A 19,873-nucleotide genomic window follows, 5' to 3' on the forward strand; every position below is an offset into this window, starting at 1 on the left:
CATGAGCGCGTTCAATACCGTTATCGACTGGCAGGCATGTAACGCCGAACAGCAGCAGAGTTTACTGACGCGTCCGGCTATTTCGGCTTCTGAGAACATCGCGCAGACCGTGCGTGGCATTCTCGATAAAGTAAAAAATGAAGGTGATGAAGCGCTACGTTATTACAGCGCCACCTTTGATAAAACCCAGGTTGATGCGCTGCGGGTCAGCGAACAGCAAATCAGCGCCGCCGCGGCACGTCTTGGGGACGACCTTAAACAGGCGATGGCGGTAGCGATCGGTAATATCGAGAAATTCCACCTTGCGCAGCAGCTGCCAGTGGTGGATATCGAAACTCAGCCCGGCGTACGCTGCCAGCAGATTACCCGTCCGGTGGCGTCGGTAGGCTTGTATATTCCCGGCGGTTCCGCTCCGCTGTTCTCAACGGTATTGATGCTGGCCACCCCGGCGCGCATCGCCGGTTGTCAGCGCGTGGTGCTGTGCTCGCCACCGCCGATTGCCGATGAAATTCTCTACGCCGCGCAGCTGTGTGGGGTGCAGGAAGTGTTTCAGGTTGGCGGCGCGCAGGCGATTGCCGCGCTGGCGCTGGGTACTGAATCAGTACCGAAAGTAGACAAAATTTTTGGTCCGGGCAACGCCTGGGTTACCGAGGCGAAACGCCAGGTGAGCCAGCGTCTCGATGGTGCAGCCATTGATATGCCTGCCGGTCCTTCTGAAGTGCTGGTAATTGCCGATGCTGAAGCCACGCCGGCTTTCGTTGCCTCGGACCTGCTGTCGCAGGCGGAACACGGCCCGGACTCACAGGTGATTTTACTGACGCCATCCACCGAGCTGGCTGAAGCGGTCGCCGTTGCCGTTGAACAGCAGCTGGCCGAACTGCCGCGCGCCGAAACCGCGCGTCAGGCCTTAGCCAGCAGCCGCCTGATCGTGACGCGCGACCTGCAACAGTGTATCGACATTTCGAACCGTTACGGACCGGAACACCTGATCATTCAGACCCGTCAGGCTCGCGATCTGGTCGACAGCATCACCAGCGCCGGTTCGGTGTTTCTCGGCGACTGGTCGCCGGAATCGGCCGGTGATTACGCCTCCGGTACTAATCACGTGCTGCCAACCTATGGCTATACCGCCACCTGCTCCAGTCTTGGGCTGGCGGACTTCCAGAAGCGCATGACGGTGCAGGAACTGACGCCAGAGGGCTTTATGAACCTGGCGGCCACTATTGAAACACTGGCCGCCGCCGAGCAGCTGACTGCCCATAAAAATGCCGTCACACTGCGCGTTGCTGCGCTGCGGGAGAAAGCATGACTACGCTGAATATTGAAGATCTGGCGCGCGCCAATGTGCGCGCTCTGACCCCGTATCAGTCGGCACGCCGTCTCGGCGGCAACGGAGACGTCTGGCTGAACGCCAACGAATATCCGCTGGCGATACCGTTTGAATTAAGTCAGCAAACGCTGAATCGCTATCCTGAATGCCAGCCAAAACGGGTTATCGAGCGCTATGCCGCCTATGCGGGCCTGACGCCGGAGCAGGTGCTGGTCAGTCGCGGTGCTGATGAAGGCATTGAGCTATTGATGCGCGCTTTCTGCGAGCCGGGTAAAGATGCAGTACTGTTCTGCCCGCCAACTTACGGCATGTACAGCGTCAGTGCCGAAACCATCGGCATTGAGTACCGCACCGTTGAAGCTCGTGCCGACTGGCAGCTGAATCTGCCAGCGATTGCTGAACAGCTTGACGGCGTCAAACTGGTCTATGTTTGCAGCCCGAATAATCCGACCGGTAACCTGATCAACCCGGACGATTTCCGTCAGCTGCTGGAAATGACGGCCGGTAAAGCATTAGTGGTGGCGGATGAAGCCTATATTGAATTCTGCCCGCAAGCGACGCTGGCAGGCTGGTTAAAGGACTACCCACAGCTGGTGGTGCTGCGTACCCTGTCAAAAGCCTTTGCGCTGGCAGGATTACGCTGCGGCTTCACGCTGGCTAACAAGCCGGTTATCGACCTGCTGATGAAAGTGATTGCCCCCTATCCGCTCTCAACTCCGGTGGCCGATATCGCCGCACAGGCGCTAAGCGAACAGGGTATTATCCTGATGCGTCAACATACCGATGAGCTGATTGCCAACCGCAAATGGCTGATTGACGCTTTGAAAGGCTGCGATTGTGTTGAACAGGTGTTCGACAGCAATACCAATTATATTCTCGCGCGCTTTACCGCCTCGAGTCAGGTATTTAAAACTCTCTGGGATCAAGGCATTATCTTACGTGACCAGAATAAACAACCGGGTCTTGCCGGATGCCTGCGCATCTCAATTGGCACCCGTGAAGAGTGCGAGCGTGCCATCGCCGCATTGAAACCTTTACCCGGCACAGCTGTAACCAGGGAGCAAGCATGAGCCAGAAGACGCTTTTTATCGACCGTGACGGCACGATTATTTCCGAGCCACCTGAAGATTTTCAGGTTGACCGCATGGACAAACTGGCCTTCGAACCAGACGCAATTCCCGCGCTGCTGGCTTTGCAACAGGCCGGTTATCAACTGGTGATGATCACCAATCAGGATGGTCTCGGCACCAGCAGCTTCCCACAGGCAGATTTTGACGGCCCGCATAATTTAATGATGCAGATCCTCAACTCGCAGGGCGTAAAGTTCGACGATATTCTGATTTGCCCGCACAAACCGGAAGATAACTGTGATTGCCGCAAGCCGAAAGTACAGATGGTTGAGGCCTGGCTGGCAGAAGGCGTGCTGGATAAGGCCAACAGTTATGTGATTGGCGATCGTGCGACCGATATTGAGCTGGCCGAAAATATGGGCATCGGCGGCCTGCGCTACAGCAAAGATGGACTCGACTGGCAGCAAATCAGTCAGCAGCTGACTAAACGTGACCGCTACGCAAAGGTAAACCGTAATACCAAAGAGACACAGATTGAAGTTGAAGTCTGGCTGGACCGTGAAGGCGGCAGCAAGATCAATACCGGCGTCGGCTTCTTTGACCATATGCTCGATCAGATCTCTACCCACGGCGGTTTCCGCATGTTTATCGATGTTAAAGGCGATCTGTACATCGACGATCACCATACGGTGGAAGATACCGGTCTGGCGCTCGGTGAGGCCTTGCTGAAAGCGCTGGGCGATAAACGTGGCATTGGTCGTTTTGGCTTTGTGCTGCCGATGGATGAGTGTCTGGCACGCTGTGCGCTGGATATCTCCGGCCGCCCGCACCTCGAATATAAAGCCGAATTCAGCTATCAGCGTGTTGGTGACCTGAGCACTGAAATGGTCGAGCACTTCTTCCGTTCGCTCTCTTATTCGATGGCCAGCACCCTGCACCTGCGCACCAAAGGCAAAAACGATCACCACCGCGTTGAAAGCCTGTTTAAAGCCTTTGGCCGCACGCTGCGTCAGGCAATCCGCGTTGAGGGCAACACCCTGCCGAGCTCGAAAGGAGTGCTGTGATGAACGTCGTCATTCTTGATACCGGCTGCGCTAACCTGTCGTCGGTAAAATGGGCGATTCAGCGCCTCGGTTATGACCCGCTGGTCAGCCGTGAAGCCGAAGTCGTGCTCCAGGCCGATAAACTGTTTCTGCCGGGCGTTGGCACCGCGCAGGCGGCGATGGACCAGTTACGCCAGCGCGAGCTGATTGAGCTGATCAAAGCCTGTACCCAGCCAACGCTGGGTATCTGCCTTGGCATGCAGTTACTGGGTGCTTCCAGCGACGAGAGTGGCGGCATTAAGACGCTGGGCATTATCGATCAGCCGGTCAATAAGATGCAGGACGTCGGCCTGCCGCTGCCGCATATGGGCTGGAACCAGATTACGCCGCAGGCGGGCAATCATCTGTTCCGTGGCATCGATGACGGCGCTTACTTCTACTTTGTCCACAGCTACGCCATGCCGATCAATGAATTCACTATCGCGCAGTGCAACTACGGCGAACCCTTCACTGCCGCTGTGCAGAAAGATAATTTCTTTGGCGTGCAGTTCCACCCTGAACGTTCCGGTGCCGCTGGTGCGCAGCTGATGAAAAACTTCCTGGAGATGTAACCGCGATGATTATCCCGGCTTTAGATTTAATTGATGGCAAAGTGGTACGTCTGCATCAGGGCGATTATGGCCAGCAACGTGACTATGGCAGCGATCCGCTGCCACGCCTGCAGGATTATCAGCGCCAGGGCGCAGAAGTATTGCACCTGGTCGACTTAACCGGAGCAAAAGATCCGGCGGCGCGGCAGATTCCTCTGCTGCAAAAACTGCTGGCTGGCGTCACTATTCCGGTACAGGTCGGCGGCGGCATTCGAACGAAGCAGGACGTGGCGGCACTCCTTGACGCGGGTGCAGCGCGCGTGGTGGTCGGCTCAACGGCGGTGAAGCAGCCGGATGAAGTACAGCAATGGTTCAAAGAGTACGGCGCGGATGCGATTGTACTGGCGCTGGACGTGCGCATTGATGCGGATAACCGCAAAGAAGTGGCGATCAGTGGCTGGCAGGAAGCGGCGGGCGTCACGCTGGAACAGGTGATTGAGCAGTTTCTGCCGTTTGGCCTGAAACATGTACTCTGCACCGATATCTCACGTGATGGCACCCTGAGCGGTTCTAACGTCGAGTTGTATAAAGAAGTGACCGCGCGTTATCCGCAAATTGCTTTCCAGTCCTCCGGCGGCATTGGTTCGCTGGAGGATATTGCTGCGCTGCGCGGCTGTGGCGTTCAGGGCGTGATTGTTGGTCGCGCGCTGCTTGAAGATAAATTTACCGTGACGGAGGCGATTTCATGCTGGCAAAACGGATAATTCCTTGCCTTGATGTGCGTGACGGCCAGGTGGTTAAAGGCGTACAGTTCCGCAATCATGAAATTATTGGTGATATTGTGCCACTGGCACAACGTTATGCGCAGGAAGGCGCTGATGAACTGGTATTTTATGATATCACCGCCTCTTCCGATGGTCGGGTGGTTGATAAAAGCTGGGTATCACGCGTGGCAGAAGTGATTGATATTCCGTTCTGCGTCGCCGGTGGCATTAAATCCGCAGAAGACGCGGCACAGATTCTGTCTTTTGGCGCGGATAAAATTTCGATTAACTCACCGGCGCTGGCCGATCCTGAGTTGATCACCCGCCTTGCCGATCGGTTTGGCGTACAGTGCATTGTGGTCGGCATTGATACCTGGTTTGACGAACAGAGCGGTAAATATCACGTCAACCAGTATACCGGCGACGAAAGCCGCACCCGCGTCACCCAGTGGGAAACGCTGGAGTGGGTACAGGAAGTACAGAAGCGCGGTGCCGGGGAAATCGTACTGAATATGATGAATCAGGACGGCGTACGAAACGGCTACGATCTCGTTCAGCTGAAAAAAGTGCGTGAGGTGTGTAAAGTGCCGCTGATTGCCTCTGGCGGTGCCGGCACCATGGAACATTTTCATCAGGCATTCCGTGACGCTGACGTTGATGGCGCGCTGGCTGCATCGGTATTTCACAAACAGATTATCAATATTGGCGAGCTGAAAAGGTTCCTGGTGGAACATGGTGTGGAGATTCGCGTGTGTTAACAGAACAACAATTGTCCCAACTGGATTGGGTAAAAACTGACGGTATGATGCCGGTTGTGGTACAGCATCGCGTCTCTGGCGAAGTGCTGATGCACGGTTATATGAATCAGCAAGCGCTGGATAAAACCCTGAGTGAAGGCCATGTTACCTTCTTCTCGCGCACTAAACAGCGTTTGTGGACCAAAGGTGAGACTTCAGGGAACTTCCTGAAGGTGGTCAGCATCACGCCGGACTGCGATAACGATACCCTGCTGGTGCTGGCGGACCCGATTGGCCCAACCTGCCACCTTGGCACTTCCAGCTGCTTCTCGCCGGCTGCTGCGGACTGGACTTTCCTTTACCAGCTGGAACAGCTGCTGGCAGAGCGCAAGCATGCCGACCCGAAAAGCTCCTACACCGCCAGCCTGTACGCCAGTGGCACCAAGCGTATTGCACAAAAAGTTGGTGAAGAAGGTGTGGAAACGGCGCTGGCCGCGACGGTCAATGACCGCCATGAGCTGACTAACGAAGCTTCAGACCTGATTTATCACCTGTTAGTGCTGCTACAGGATCAGGAACTCGATCTGAGCGCCATTATCGCCAACCTGCGTGAACGCCATAAATAAGCCCCACTAAACCTGTAAGAGCGCCGTTTTCGCCGCTGGTGCCGGCGATTGGTACTCTGCCTTAATGATTCTAAGCACCATAAAAAAACCCGGCCTCAGCCGGGTTTTTTCGCTATCAATGATGCTTAACGCAATTAGTGGCTTTCACGATAGTTACGCGCCATATTACGTCCCAGCACAATCGCTGAACCAATAACTCCACCAAATACAATCGCAAGCAACATGGTCAGTGTTCTTTTCGGGCTGGTGCGACGAATTGGCAGGTCGGGTTTCATAATAAAGCGATATGATTGCAGGTTATCTACCTGAATTTTGAGATTCTGGATGGATAATAATGCACGTTGGGTAGCGTAATAATGATCGTCAAACGGTAATGGCTTAGTACTCTCGTTGACGATCATTGCGTTTAATGACGTAGTGCCCAGCAGATAGAGCGTATCATCGGATAAAAATTCGGCCTGACGTAACTCTAACTTATCAATACCTGAGGCTTCAGCGATTTTTAGCGCCTGCTTCAGCACCTCAATACGCTGCTGCTTTTTGTCCTTAGCAACTTCCACCTGCGATATCAATGACTCACCCAGCTCACGCTCTTTTACCGCCAGGTTGCGCTTAATATCAGCACCGAAATCATCGACCACATCATCATTAACGGTCTGAATATACTTCGTCAGCTCCTGCTGGGCCTGCTTAGCGCTTTCAGCGCTAAAAGTGATGCTCAATGGATCATTTTGTCCTTTCACTACTTGATCAACTTTCAGATCCAGTGGTTCTTCAAGATTTTGTAGCGATCCGGAAAGCGCAGAAATTGAGGCGCTGAAACGCCCAAACAGCTGACGCTGAAGATCGTTAATCGCCAGCTTATCCTGCGGATACTGGGCATAAAGCACATTTAACGCCGCATTATAGTTGGCAACCTGTCCCGCACTTGGCGTGGTAATAATCGCCTCAGAAGTCCACTTCTCTTTAGCAACCACCAGATAGAGACCGGCAATAATCATCATAACGACAGTAGCAACAATAATTGTCACTTTCCCGCGCCACAGCTGAGCAATCACATCGAGCAAATCCAGCTCATCATTATTATTGTAAAAGGTTTGACGCAGCGGGGACTGTTCAACGACTTCAGGCTTGTTGTTGTTACTCATAATTTCCTTGCAAAATCACTCAACGAAGAAAACAGTACGAATAGTGGCAGTACCAGAGTGTTCTGCCAATGGACTGAGAAAAATAGCTGAAATATGGGAAAAATCGAAGAGAAAACATCTGAAATTTACATTCGGAGGAAAAACTCCCGCCGAAGCGGGAGTTTATGACTGTCTTAGTCCAGCCACTCGGTGTGGAACACACCGTCTTTATCGATACGCTTATAAGTATGCGCACCAAAGTAGTCACGCTGCGCCTGAATCAGGTTAGCCGGCAGTACCGCTGAACGGTAGCTGTCGTAGTAGGCAATCGCGGCAGAGAAAGTCGGAGTTGGAATACCGTTCTGAACGGCATAAGCCACCACGTCACGCAGCGCTTGCTGATACTCATCAGCGATGTTTTTGAAGTAAGGAGCCAACAGCAGGTTAGCGATGTTAGCGTCATCGGCGTATGCATCAGTAATTTTCTGCAGGAACTGGGCGCGGATAATGCAACCCGCGCGGAAGATTTTAGCAATCTCACCGTAGTGCAGATCCCAGTTATTCTCATCAGAAGCTGCTTTCAGCTGTGAGAAGCCCTGAGCATAAGAGACGATTTTACCGAGGTACAGAGCGCGACGCACCTTCTCTACAAACTCGGCTTTATCACCGCTTACCGCCTGAACAGTTGGGCCGCTCAGAACTTTAGAAGCCGCAACACGTTGTGTTTTCAGTGAAGACAGGTAGCGCGCAAATACCGATTCAGTAATCAGTGACAGCGGCTCGCCGAGATCCAGTGAGCTTTGGCTGGTCCACTTACCGGTGCCTTTGTTCGCTGCTTCATCCAGAATCACATCGACCAGGTATTTACCTTCTTCATCTTTCTTAGTGAAGATATCTTTGGTGATGTCGATCAGATAGCTGCTCAGCTCGCCTTCATTCCACTCGCTAAAGGTTTTAGCCAGATCTTCATTGCTCAGGTTCAGTGCATTTTTAAGCAGAGAATAAGCTTCAGCAATCAGCTGCATATCGCCATATTCGATACCGTTATGCACCATCTTCACATAGTGACCCGCGCCGTCCGGACCGATATAAGCGACGCAAGCTTCACCTTCTGCACGTGCAGCAATCTCTTCAAGGATTGGTGCAACCAGCTGATAAGCTTCTTTCTGGCCACCAGGCATGATAGAAGGGCCTTTCAGTGCGCCCTCTTCGCCACCGGAAACACCGGTACCAATAAAGTTAAAGCCCTGCTCGGACAGCTCACGGTTACGGCGGATGGTATCTTTATAGAAGGTATTACCACCATCGATCAGGATATCGCCTTTATCGAGGTGTGGGGTCAGGGAAGCGATAGTCTTATCGGTTGCTTCACCTGCCTGCACCATCAGCAGGATACGACGTGGTTTTTCCAGTGAATCAACAAACTCTTCAATGGTGTAGTGTGGAACCAGCTTCTTGCCTGGGTTCTCAGCAACGACTTCATCTGTTTTTTCACGTGAACGGTTGAAGATAGAAACTGAATAGCCGCGGCTCTCGATATTCAGAGCCAGGTTGCGGCCCATTACAGCCATACCTACAACGCCGATCTGTTGCTTGGACATTACATACTCCTGTCTGATTAAAACCCTATGCAGGCCAAACCTGCAATTAGATAATACTTCTGATGTTAACTCAGAACATATCAAAGTAGGTAGCAATTGGTGTGATAGATGAGGAAGAATAATAACCTTATAAACCTTAGTTCAAGAGGCTAATATTTCACCGCTTGATGTGTGACTTCGGGTGAGCTGATGGGCTTTTTCAGTCAGTCCGTTGCCACGTTCATGCACACGATTATTTTATAAACTTATTCTTAGAAATTATCCGTTTAACTTTTGCCACGATGCGCTCCGGCACCGAAGGTCTCCAGGAATAATTCCAGTGATGTATTGCATGAGTGTTCTCAGTGAGATCGCTAAACATAAGATTTTTTATAGGATATGCAAAAGGATTATAGGGATAGAAATAGTCGCGCGAATAAACCTTTAGCATCGGGAAGCTATTATTTTCATAAACATATTGAAAAATTTTAGGCATTGGGATGAAATCTTTTAGTAAAGACGCCCTGACTTCATCTAAACATTTAGTCATAAATGCATCACCCACCTGCGCACCTATTATAGCGCATCCCATGTACTGCTCAGACTCCATACCGACAAAGCATTGATGTTCGAGAAAGGAGTCAAAACTTTTAACCAGTTCCACATCAGTATCGAGATAAACACCACCATGCTTAACCAATATATCTAACCTTGCGAAATCCGCACAAAAGGCCCACTGTTTTTTTTCAAAAGCTTTGGCAAAACCGGGATCGTCAGAGAAATAGTTGCTTTCATCCCAGCGTTTGATTTCGTAATCTGGCAAATACCTTTTCCAGGATTCAATACACTTCGTCTCCAGCGCCGGGAAATCACGGCCGCCAAACCAGATGAAGTGAAGGACTTTTGGTATCATAATTTCTTTTCCAATTTTAATTTTACAAACATTAACAGCGTCATCAAGGAAAAAGATAAAAAGCGTCCTGGCGAACTGGCACTATAAATCTCACGCAGATTTCTAAAAGAAAAAATCGGGCAAAAATGGTAAGCGCTTTGCTTGTAGATATTTGCATCAATATTTTTAAGTTGCATATTCGATTTGATAAATGCCAGCACACCCTGTGGGTTAGCCTGTAACAATTTAAAATAATTATTTGTTAATCCACCGGATAAATATTCACCAAGATAGATAACCTTATTAAAGCCCAGCAACCCACCACTTTCGAAAATACGGTTCCATACATAAGACTCAGTAACAAATTTTTCGCCGGCGAAAAGTGGAAAAGGATGTTCAATCATCTGCGCTTTGCGCACAATAATTGCCTTATCCCCTTTTACTGCAACAAATTTGCAGCTGTTAAGCTCACAGCAATCTTGTGGGAAATGCCCATCAGGTACTGGTGTATCTGCATAACCTCGCGTCATTCCCCTGAGGTAAACCAGCCCCTTGACTGAATCCTGACTTTCCTGAATCTGCAGATTGAGGATGGCTATCGCATCTGGCACCAAAGTGTCATCGCTATCAACAATAAATATCCAGTCAGAGTGTGCCCCAGCCACTCCCTGGTTCACAGCGGCATGCTTACCCTGGTTATGCTGACGGATGAAATTTATGCCGAAGCTGGCTCGCTGACGAAAACCGACAATCTCATCTTCCAAACCGTCAACCGACCCGTCGTCAACAACGATCCATTCAAATCGCTGGTCAGTTTGCAATAATAAGGATTCAAACAGGGATTTTATAATATCCTTCCGGTTATAGACCGGCGTCAGGATTGAAATAAGCATTTTATTTTCCGATAGTCACGAAACACACCCAGAGGGTTAAACACCGCCAGCAATGCCTGACATTGCAGTACAAATATCGATCTAACTCTTTTAATGAAGAGGAAAAACAAGAAGTTCGCGATAAAGTAGGAAGCCAGTGAAACAACTGAAGCTCCAACTGCGCCGTATGCAGGGATAACCAGAAGATTCAGTGCGACATTGAATACTGCGGCAACTACCGTTTTATAGATATCAAGATTGATTTCATCGTTGGCATAAAGCCACTTCGAAGAAAAAGCGCCCATAAAGACAAACAAACTGGACCAAATATGAATCGACAGCACTTTTGCCGACGCCACCATAGGCTCGCCGTATAATACCTGCAGAATATAACCACCGAAAATGGTGATAAATATTGAGGCGAACAGTGTCAGATAAATGACCAACGTAATCATCCACTGTAACAGGAATAAACAGTCACTTTTACGGTTTTTCAAATGTATTATTTTGGGGAAAAACGCACTGGCTATAACGCCTGCCATGAAAAACCAGATCGTCGATATTTTCAATGCTGCGTTAAACACCCCAACTTCCTCGACTCCTGAAAACTTCTCCAGCATCAGGCTATCAACCTGAACAAATATCGCCACACTCAGGGTAGAGATAATCAGCTTCGAGCCGACAACCAGATAGCTTTTGGTAATAGTTTTGTCATAACGCCACAGAACGCGCCTGTCGAAATAAAAAAAATAGATAGCGACCGCAACGAGGAACTGCACAAAATAATAAAACGCAAATGAAAAGAAAATTAGCTCTGGCCACTGCAAATTGGCTAAGAAGGTGAAACCAAAACCAAATACCATCGATAACATAATGGTGATAGCACGAAACTTCGATTCGACCAGCGCGCTGTAATGCCAAAAAATTGTCTTACTGAATATACTAAAGAAATTGGCAACAACAAAGACGATAAAGTAGGTGTTGACGTGAGCAATATCCTGATAAAAAGCCCTGATTATCAACCAGAAAAATATACTATAAGCAATTGCACCGAAAAACTGAATGGTAATGGCCGAGCCGATCTCTACTCCAGCACGCTCTTTAGTTTCGACAATCCTTTTGACCACCACCACATCAATCCCCAGCATAAACAGGGACATTAACAGCTGAGAAAGGTTGTTAATGGTCGACCAGCCCCCCAGTATTTCCAGATCGTAAAGTCGTTTGATAGAGACGAATATATACAGCTGGAAGACCAACATAAGAAATCGGTCAGCCAGCATCCAGATTAGGTTGAGTAGATATTTTTTCATCTGGATTAGTTATTACCATTGTCGAGGTAAATAACCCCATGTTGAGCCCTGTCGGCTAACTCATCAATAACCTGGAACAAGTTATAGGTTAACGGCTGATTATTATAAAATGTATAATCATTACCATTGGCGCTAATTATACTCATTGAGTACATAAATGGCAGCAGATTAACCGCCAGCAGCACCGCAACACGCTTATAGGCGATAGCGTTATTGGCCGGATTTTTGAAGAAATAGAACATAAACACTGCACAGTACGAAAACAGAATCATACCCAGTCGATTAGATACCGCCGGCAAGGGCAGTAATAAGAAGAAGAACAGGATTTCCTTCAAAAAAAGATAATAAGTTACAGTGTCGATACCTTTAGATTTGCTAATCAGGTAAACAATAACCAATGTGTTGATGGCCGCAAGGGCAACATAAGTCAGTGGCATCAAGCTGAAGTTAGTGTTATTAACCACCGCATTTGATTTAAGCAGCAGTGATTCCCCAAGTGGCGTGAATTTTACAAAAGCCAACAATGCCAGACCAATAAATAATACGGCAATCAGTAATTTAAATACCCCCTGAATACCGGAAATTTTTTTCTTATAGATAACAGCAAAGTAGTAAACCGCAATATTAATGATACCAGAAATATGCGCGGTAAAACTCAATATAAACAACAGGAATCTAAATTTGCTGTTGCGCACCGCATAAACAGCATAGATAAAGATAACCAACGATAAATTTTGCCTTACAAAGTAAGACATTGACTCTATAAAACCCAGAGTAAAGAACAGCAATCCGAAAAGTGCAAGGTGATAACGACGATTAACTCTAATACAAGTCGCATAGATCACTGCGAAGATGCAAAAATAAATCGAAATTAAAAACATTTGATCATTATTTGAGAAAAGCCATCCTGAAACTTTCATAATCATCAGGATAAGAATTTCTGCGCCATGCCCGAAACGCTCATAATTGAAAATGTCGATTGTCCCATCGTTGACCTGATGGTAAACATTCATATATTCAGCCAAGTCTGAAAAAGGCTTTAATGAAGCATAAAATGTCACAGCACACAGAGGTATTAATGGCGAAAATAGAACTCTCAAGCGAGAATCGACAAATGGAGAGGTAAAACAAAAGAAAAGAATAAATAGCAATGGTGAGAAAAATAACAACAACAGACTCATGGTAAGCACGAAAAAATTAGAATATAATTTTATCTGATGCTTCGAAGGCTCATGCACCACGTTTGAATTTACTTTTTCCACACTCAATATAACCTTTAATTAGTAATTTCAATGAAGTTAACTGGCCAAACTTATTCTTACCAGAAGGTTTTATAACAAACTTCCGCATCCAGAATAATAAAGTGACAACTAAACCCTTCGTCGCACCGTAGCAACGGCGGAACAACACACCACGAGATTCAAGCATCAACGCATCGTAGAATAATTTTTCTCCGGTGCTTTCATCTGGATGGTTGGTCACGGAAATCGGCAGAAAAACGATCTCCTGACCTGAATTTTGGATATCAGCCAGCACTACTGCCTCTTCCCCTACCGGCCAAGCCGCCCCCAAGCCAAAAGACTCATCGAACTGAATATTTTTCTTTTTTAACAGATTAAGGTTCAAACACATTTCAATAGATGAAACTTTGAGAATGTCCAATGAACTGAGAGTGAACTTATGATTTTTGTATTTTTTTCTTGGTATATCATGCTCATTTGTACTTTTAAATTGCAGGTGTCGATTGCGGTATGTAGCTAAATTCTCCTTCAACTCACGCAAACCCTCCTGGCTATACTTAACATCATCATCGCTGATAATAAGAAAGTCATATCCGTTATCAATCGCAGCGCGCAGTAGAGTATTTCTGCTGCGGCTTAACCCCTTCTCAAACTTGGTGATGAGGTTAACTGAGCTAAGATCATAATTATCCAGTATGAAAATCGCAGAGGAATCCGTTACTTGTTGGCAGATTATTATATCGCAAACCCGACTCACATCAGTTGAATTATCAAGTGCGCGAAATACACCCTCATTCATCGTCGAGATGCCAATGGCTATTTTCATCCTATCCTCGAAAGACCGCACGGTATGCATAGTTAATAAAAGAATATACCGTTTCTACGAAATTTAACTTTTCTACATCGCGATAAATCTGCCATTGCCTCGCGGCTTTTTTGAATTTATTACGTGAAATAGAGTTTTGTACAATACGATAATCTGTCAGGCACTCCTGCAGCAAATGAGCGGTCTTTTGTTGTTTTAAAATTTTCAGCCAGAAAGCGTAATCCTGCCCCGTTCGTAGCAGCGGCATTGTCATATCGCTAATAATATCTTTTTGTACCACAACTGTTGAACAGCCCAATGTTGCTCTTTTACAAAGCATGTCACTATAGCTAAATGAGGTTCGCTTATTGCGTAAATCAATTTCTTTATTGAGTACAATGCCTTGCTCATTAATCAGCCGGTAAGCTGTAAAAGTGAAGTTGTATTGATTCTCCAGCATGAATGAAATTTGCTTACTGAGTTTTTCCGGATGCCATAAGTCATCGCTATCAACAAATGCTAAATATTCACCAGTTGCCCTGCTCAGACTTTCGTTTCTTGAAACCGCTGCACCCTGATTAATTATATTTTTTTTGATACAGACGCGTGCATCTTGCGCAGCAATTTTTTCCAATAGAGCCCAGGTATTATCTTTTGAACAATCATCGGTTATCAACCACTCCCAATTTTTGTAAGTCTGATTCAGCAGACAAACGAAAAGTGCTTCGATAAACTCAGCCGAATTATAGGTTGCAGTTATAATACTGACTTTAGGATTCACAAAAATACCTCTAAAGATTAATCACGATTGCGTGTAGTATTCAAACTTGAAATATTAAGTTTTTTCGTTCATCTATTTACGGAACCAATAAGTCGGTTTGTCAATATAATCAATACTCTACTAAACACAACTTTTTTGAAACCACGCTACCGCCCCTGGCTTCCAGCAACCAGTTGCTGCAGTAACGTCAGCGATGTGAACTCAGGCGACAGGATACGCGTTTTGCCAGAGGATTTCACTCAGGATTTATCCTGGAGCAGGCCTGTCGTATCACACTGTAAGATGCCCTCAGCATGCACTGGCAAGCGGCAAATCTTGTACTTACAGAATGCATACACAAGTGTAGGTCAGGAAAGGGGAAGACCTGGGGTGGGCTGTGACTAAATTAGTGGCTGAGTGGTATTTGATCTGAGATGTAAGTTTATTTGAATCTTGTGTACAATTTATCTACACATAGTAATACCAACAATACATAAAAAAGCCCTCCGTTGATAATTAAAACGGAGGGCTTCAACATCAAATTTTTGGATTATTTGTAACCCTGCGGATTTTTCGACTGCCAGTTCCAAGTGTCGCGCATCATTGCATCGATTCCACGCGTAACTCGCCAGTTAAGCTCCTGATCGGCCAGCGTAGCATCTGCCCAGAAGGCGGCAAGATCACCATCACGTCGGGAAGATATCTGATACGGCACCTTACGACCCGAGGCATTTTCAAATGCGTGTACCATTTCAAGCACTGAATATCCCTTACCTGCCCCAAGATTATAGGCTTTGTAGCCGTTGATCGCGGACAAGTGATCAAGCGCTTTCAGATGCCCTTCTGCCAGGTCAACAACGTGGATGTAGTCACGTACGCCTGTGCCATCTTCAGTGTCATAATCATCACCAAAAATGCCCAATTTTTCCAGCCGACCAATAGCTACTTGCGCAATATAAGGCAACAGATTATTTGGAATCCCGTTAGGATCTTCACCGATTTCCCCGGACTCATGCGCGCCTACAGGATTAAAATAGCGCAGCGCGATGGCTTTAACGTTGCTGTTTGCTTTTGCATAATCCTGTAAAATCTGTTCAACCATCAGCTTTGAGGTGCCGTAAGGGCTGGTGGTGCCACCAATAGGAGTGGTTTCAACGTAAGGAACTGGCGCATCAGCACCGTACACCGTTGCACTTGAACTGAAAATTATTTGATAAATGCCAGCGCTATGCATCTCTTCCAGTAATATCACGGTACCTGAAACGTTATTCTCATAGTATTCAAGCGGCTTGCGTGTAGATTCACCTACCGCCTTTAATCCGGCAAAATGAATCACAGCACTGATGTTATAACTGGCAAAGATATCTCGTAGACAGGAACGATCAAGAACATCACCTTCGCAGAACACCGCACTTTTACCGGCAAGCTTTTCAACGCGATTAAGTGATTCACGCGAAGCATTGCTGAGATTGTCCAGCACTACTACATCATCACCGCGCTCCAGAAGCGCCAGAACCGTATGGGAACCAATATAGCCAGCCCCACCGGTTACTAAAATAGCCATTTCAACTCCTTCCAGCCGCGAAAGATACGCGGGATAAATATTGAATTACTTCGCCAGCAGTTTCTTGATTTGTTCGCGGAACTCACGCCCCTGGTCGTTGTTGCGCAGTCCATATGAGACAAAAGCCTGCATATAGCCAAGTTTACGGCCGCAGTCAAAACTGGTACCGGTCATCAGACTGGCATCAACCGGTTTCTTCTTGCTCAGATTAGCAATTGCGTCAGTTAACTGAATGCGCCCCCATGCTCCCGGCTCAAGATTTTCCAGTTCTTGCCAAATATCGCCAGAAAGGACATAGCGACCTACCGCGGCAAGGTCAGAATTCAGTGTTTGAGGATTTTCTGGCTTTTCGACATACTCAGTAATCGCCGCAGTTTGACCTTCATTTTCCAGGTTTTCATCTGTCACAATCACAGAATATTCAGAGAGGTCGGCATCCGGCATATGCTTCGCCAGGACCTGACTGCGCCCAGTCTCTTCAAAACGGGCAACCATCGCGGCCAAATTGTAGCGCAGTTGATCAGCGGTAGAATCGTCCAGCAACACATCTGGAAGCACCACGACGAACGGATTATTGCCAATCATTGGGCGAGCACAAAGAACGGAGTGTCCCAGCCCAAGTGGCTGAGCCTGACGCACGTTCATAATGGTTACGCCCGGCGGGCAGATGGACTGAACTTCACTCAGTAATTGTCGCTTAACGCGCGCTTCCAGCAGTGCTTCAAGCTCATAAGAGGTATCGAAATGGTTTTCAACCGCGTTCTTGGACGCGTGGGTAACCAGCACAATCTCCTTGATACCTGCAGCAACACATTCATCAATGATGTACTGAATCATTGGCTTATCAACAACAGGCAGCATCTCTTTAGGGATGGCTTTAGTGGCCGGGAGCATATGCATACCGAGTCCCGCTACCGGGATAACTGCTTTAAGCTTCGTCATGATTTTTCCACATTATGTTATAAAGACATTCTGCCATTATGCATGGAAGATATGATTAATAAATATAATCTTAATCTGAAAAAAAATGAAGTTTATGCAAAAAAAATTAAGTAATTTGAAGCTAGCGAGTTTTATTAATAAGATTCACAGCATTGATTACATAAAAAATAATTCTCCATTTTACAAAATCGAATCAGGCTTCTGTTCTTAACTTACTGGGTAATAAAAAAGCTTACTAAATAATACGATATGAACTGCCAGCCATTTACTATAAGCAGGGTAAAATCAATAAATTTAACTAAGCCCATCTGTATTCAAAGAAAATACGAATGAATTTTTTGTCACGCAACTTCACCGCAATGTAAGGAACCAACAAGACGGCAATCCAAATTGTTATTGCTGTAGCGGCTTCACTAAAATTTAGCAGAGGCACGGTGCGTTTAATGATCATAAATACTGGAATATGCATCAGGTAGAAAAAAATTGAATTTACCCCTATGAAGGCGAATACTTTTCCTACTTTTAACTTCTCGAGCATCTGTGCAATTATCGCGATTGTAACTAACGACAGCACAGCTAATGGAAAAAGGGCTATATTAGTATGATTTAAAGAAGTACTATTCATTATGAAAGAAAGTGTAATCAGTGAGAATAGAGAAAGTGCTATAAGATATTTATTTCTCACAACCTCAGCCAAATCTACACCGCTCTTAATAATGTAATCACCCAAAAAGAAAAAAGCATAACAATAACAGGCCGTACTGAAAGAAACTCCTGCTGAGAGCCCATCACTAATAAGTAACGGTTCTACTTCAGCCAAAATAAAACTCAATGCTAATACAACAGGTAATACTAATAATGGATTAAAGTTTCTCGTCCAGGGCTGAATCATAAAGAAAACAAAAACCCAGTACAAAAACCAAGTAACACTTGGCACACCAATTATTATTTTAAAGAAGTATACAACAACATCATGAATATCCTTTTCACCACTAACCAACCCTCTCGCTGACATCAATACCAGCATCACGAGAGACCAAATGAGGTAAGGGTAGAGAATCGATTTAATTTTGCCTTTATGATATTTCTCAATTCCTTTTTGAAGTCCTCTCGAAACTAACATCCCTGATAACAGCATTAGTAACTCCATTCTGATTGGAGCAACCGTGCTGTTCAAAAAACCTATAGCCCTTGAGAAATAGATATAGCCCGGAACATTTTCAACCAGATTCAAATATTCAGTTCCAGAGAGAAGATGAAATGATATTACAAAAAGAATACTCAACCCACGCGTTATGTCTATCCACTGTTGCCTTTTATTGAAATCTATCATTCCAACCACCTTTAATTTAACTACAAGCAGATTTATTACGCTTAAATTTTGATAAACTTGAACTCAGCAGAAATACAATTCATAATTAATGCATCTACCACCAACTATTTGCCCTAAGTAACGAGGCAGGCAACTTCAATGTTTACAGGTATAATTCTTAAAATTGATAATTTACTTATGCTTGAGTGTAGCCAGCATGAACTCATGCTATGCTACTGCGATGTTTAACTGGTTGAGAAACAATAATGATTTACTCAGTGCAGTACCTGAGGGGAATCGCCGCATTGATGGTCGTCCTCCATCACATCGAAATTAAAGCAAAACAACATGATATATCCGCACTGAACGGGTTCCATATTGGCTATTTTGGTGTAGACCTGTTCTTTATAATCTCGGGTTTTATCATGTGTCATACAACATGGAAAAAAAACGTAACATTCAGCAAATTTATGAGTGCACGCGTAAAACGTATTTTGCCACTCTACTGGGTAGTAACAACACTTGCCTTACTCGTCTTTATTATCATGCCAGGAGTCGTCAACAGCGGTGGTGGAACAACTAGCATTTGGGCCTCATACCTACTGGCACCAACGGGTGACAGGTTTCTGGTCGATAATGGCTGGACATTAAGCTATGAATTTTTATTTTATATAATATTTGGTGCTTCATTGCTGATTAAAACCCATAATCGCGGATTGATTATTGGCAGTATCATCTCATTACTAGTGTTGGCGGGGCTAATAAACAATCCTAAAAGTGCATGGCTCGAGTTCAGTACCAATGTGTTATTGCTAGAATTTTTAATGGGAATGTTCGCATTCCATGTCATTAATAAATTCAATATAAATCGCTGGTTGGCATGTTTTCTAGTTTTCACAGGTTTGGCAACCCTGATACTGCAAAATACTTACGGCATGATACAAACGCCATTGTATCGTTCTGTCTATGCGGGACTACCTATGTTAGCACTTTTTATAGGTATTGTAAGATTCGAGAAAACTTTCCGTAACAGCAAGAACTCAGTTTTCAAAATCATCGAGATTTTAGGCAACACATCTTATTCATTGTATCTTATTCATCCATTCGTGCTAAGCCCTGGCGCTATGATTTTACGTAAAGTTGGTTTAGTTCAGTGGCCATGGATGTTTACAGCTATATTATTGGGTGGAGCATTGTTGGCGGGGTGGATGTGCTATAAGTATATCGAAATGCCTTTAACTGCACTGACAAAAAAAAATAAATCCAATGAAGAAAAAGAAAAGAAAATTGCCTAAAAATTATTAC

Annotated in this window: 19 protein-coding genes; 8 read left to right on the forward strand and 11 right to left on the reverse strand. The window is 46.2% G+C overall.

Features of this window, described 5'->3' with window-relative positions:
* Position 1 precedes the first annotated feature (1 nt).
* From hisD to hisIE, 7 genes are read left to right on the forward strand one after another with little or no spacing between them, the layout of a single operon-like run.
* Positions 2 to 1,309: a histidinol dehydrogenase gene (gene hisD, locus RIN69_RS14725; RefSeq protein WP_313852690.1), complete on the forward strand. Its 1,308-nt coding sequence runs from the start codon at positions 2 to 4 to the stop codon at positions 1,307 to 1,309.
* Positions 1,306 to 2,400, forward strand: coding sequence for a histidinol-phosphate transaminase (gene hisC / locus RIN69_RS14730; RefSeq protein WP_313852691.1), 1,095 nt, complete (start codon positions 1,306 to 1,308; stop codon positions 2,398 to 2,400). Before hisD ends, hisC begins: the two co-directional genes overlap by 4 nt.
* Positions 2,397 to 3,464: a bifunctional histidinol-phosphatase/imidazoleglycerol-phosphate dehydratase HisB gene (hisB, locus tag RIN69_RS14735; RefSeq protein WP_313852692.1), complete on the forward strand. Its 1,068-nt coding sequence runs from the start codon at positions 2,397 to 2,399 to the stop codon at positions 3,462 to 3,464. The genes hisC and hisB overlap by 4 nt, the downstream gene beginning before the upstream one ends.
* The gene (gene hisH, locus RIN69_RS14740) at positions 3,464 to 4,054 is read left to right on the forward strand and encodes an imidazole glycerol phosphate synthase subunit HisH (protein WP_313852693.1); all 591 of its coding nucleotides are present in this window, start codon (positions 3,464 to 3,466) and stop codon (positions 4,052 to 4,054) included. The genes hisB and hisH overlap by 1 nt, the downstream gene beginning before the upstream one ends.
* Positions 4,055 to 4,059: 5 nt before the next feature.
* Entirely contained in the window at positions 4,060 to 4,797 is a 738-nt protein-coding gene (hisA, locus tag RIN69_RS14745; RefSeq protein WP_313852694.1) for a 1-(5-phosphoribosyl)-5-[(5-phosphoribosylamino)methylideneamino]imidazole-4-carboxamide isomerase, read from the forward strand.
* Positions 4,779 to 5,555, forward strand: a complete 777-nt coding sequence (gene hisF / locus RIN69_RS14750) for an imidazole glycerol phosphate synthase subunit HisF (RefSeq protein ID WP_313852695.1) — start codon at positions 4,779 to 4,781, stop codon at positions 5,553 to 5,555. The genes hisA and hisF overlap by 19 nt, the downstream gene beginning before the upstream one ends.
* The gene (gene hisIE / locus RIN69_RS14755) at positions 5,549 to 6,160 is read left to right on the forward strand and encodes a bifunctional phosphoribosyl-AMP cyclohydrolase/phosphoribosyl-ATP diphosphatase HisIE (protein ID WP_313852696.1); all 612 of its coding nucleotides are present in this window, start codon (positions 5,549 to 5,551) and stop codon (positions 6,158 to 6,160) included. Before hisF ends, hisIE begins: the two co-directional genes overlap by 7 nt.
* 134 nt (positions 6,161 to 6,294) lie before the next feature.
* Here hisIE and wzzB read toward each other — a convergent pair whose 3' ends face one another.
* From wzzB to RIN69_RS14810, 11 genes are all read right to left on the reverse strand, one after another.
* Entirely contained in the window at positions 6,295 to 7,308 is a 1,014-nt protein-coding gene (gene wzzB / locus RIN69_RS14760; protein ID WP_313852697.1) for an LPS O-antigen chain length determinant protein WzzB, read from the reverse strand.
* 173 nt (positions 7,309 to 7,481) lie between these two features.
* Positions 7,482 to 8,888, reverse strand: a complete 1,407-nt coding sequence (gene gndA / locus RIN69_RS14765) for an NADP-dependent phosphogluconate dehydrogenase (RefSeq protein WP_052897548.1) — start codon at positions 8,886 to 8,888, stop codon at positions 7,482 to 7,484.
* 232 nt (positions 8,889 to 9,120) lie between these two features.
* On the reverse strand, positions 9,121 to 9,780 hold the full coding sequence (locus tag RIN69_RS14770) for a glycosyltransferase family 32 protein (protein WP_313852699.1): 660 nt from the start codon (positions 9,778 to 9,780) through the stop codon (positions 9,121 to 9,123).
* Positions 9,777 to 10,652: a glycosyltransferase family A protein gene (locus tag RIN69_RS14775; protein WP_313852701.1), complete on the reverse strand. Its 876-nt coding sequence runs from the start codon at positions 10,650 to 10,652 to the stop codon at positions 9,777 to 9,779. Before RIN69_RS14775 ends, RIN69_RS14770 begins: the two co-directional genes overlap by 4 nt.
* Positions 10,634 to 11,944, reverse strand: coding sequence for a flippase (locus RIN69_RS14780; RefSeq protein WP_313852704.1), 1,311 nt, complete (start codon positions 11,942 to 11,944; stop codon positions 10,634 to 10,636). The genes RIN69_RS14775 and RIN69_RS14780 overlap by 19 nt, the downstream gene beginning before the upstream one ends.
* 5 nt (positions 11,945 to 11,949) lie before the next feature.
* Positions 11,950 to 13,206 (reverse strand): EpsG family protein, encoded by a 1,257-nt coding sequence (locus RIN69_RS14785; protein WP_313852705.1) that lies wholly within the window; start codon positions 13,204 to 13,206, stop codon positions 11,950 to 11,952.
* Entirely contained in the window at positions 13,175 to 14,011 is an 837-nt protein-coding gene (locus RIN69_RS14790) for a hypothetical protein (RefSeq protein WP_313852707.1), read from the reverse strand. The genes RIN69_RS14785 and RIN69_RS14790 overlap by 32 nt, the downstream gene beginning before the upstream one ends.
* Position 14,012: 1 nt before the next feature.
* The gene (locus RIN69_RS14795) at positions 14,013 to 14,771 is read right to left on the reverse strand and encodes a glycosyltransferase family 2 protein (protein ID WP_313852708.1); all 759 of its coding nucleotides are present in this window, start codon (positions 14,769 to 14,771) and stop codon (positions 14,013 to 14,015) included.
* 529 nt (positions 14,772 to 15,300) lie between these two features.
* Complete coding sequence (galE, locus tag RIN69_RS14800) at positions 15,301 to 16,314, reverse strand: UDP-glucose 4-epimerase GalE (protein WP_313852710.1); 1,014 nt, start codon at positions 16,312 to 16,314, stop codon at positions 15,301 to 15,303.
* A gap of 45 nt (positions 16,315 to 16,359) precedes the next feature.
* Complete coding sequence (gene galF / locus RIN69_RS14805; RefSeq protein ID WP_313852711.1) at positions 16,360 to 17,256, reverse strand: UTP--glucose-1-phosphate uridylyltransferase GalF; 897 nt, start codon at positions 17,254 to 17,256, stop codon at positions 16,360 to 16,362.
* 298 nt (positions 17,257 to 17,554) lie between these two features.
* Positions 17,555 to 18,589, reverse strand: coding sequence for an acyltransferase (locus tag RIN69_RS14810; protein WP_313852713.1), 1,035 nt, complete (start codon positions 18,587 to 18,589; stop codon positions 17,555 to 17,557).
* Positions 18,590 to 18,834: 245 nt separating this feature from the next.
* Between RIN69_RS14810 and RIN69_RS14815 the strand changes: the two genes are divergently transcribed.
* Positions 18,835 to 19,863 carry an acyltransferase family protein gene (locus RIN69_RS14815; RefSeq protein ID WP_313852715.1) on the forward strand — a complete coding sequence of 343 codons (1,029 nt, stop codon included), beginning with the start codon at positions 18,835 to 18,837 and terminating at the stop codon, positions 19,861 to 19,863.
* Positions 19,864 to 19,873 lie beyond the last annotated feature (10 nt).

Source organism: Winslowiella toletana (assembly GCF_032164335.1).
GTDB lineage: Bacteria > Pseudomonadota > Gammaproteobacteria > Enterobacterales > Enterobacteriaceae > Erwinia > Erwinia toletana_A.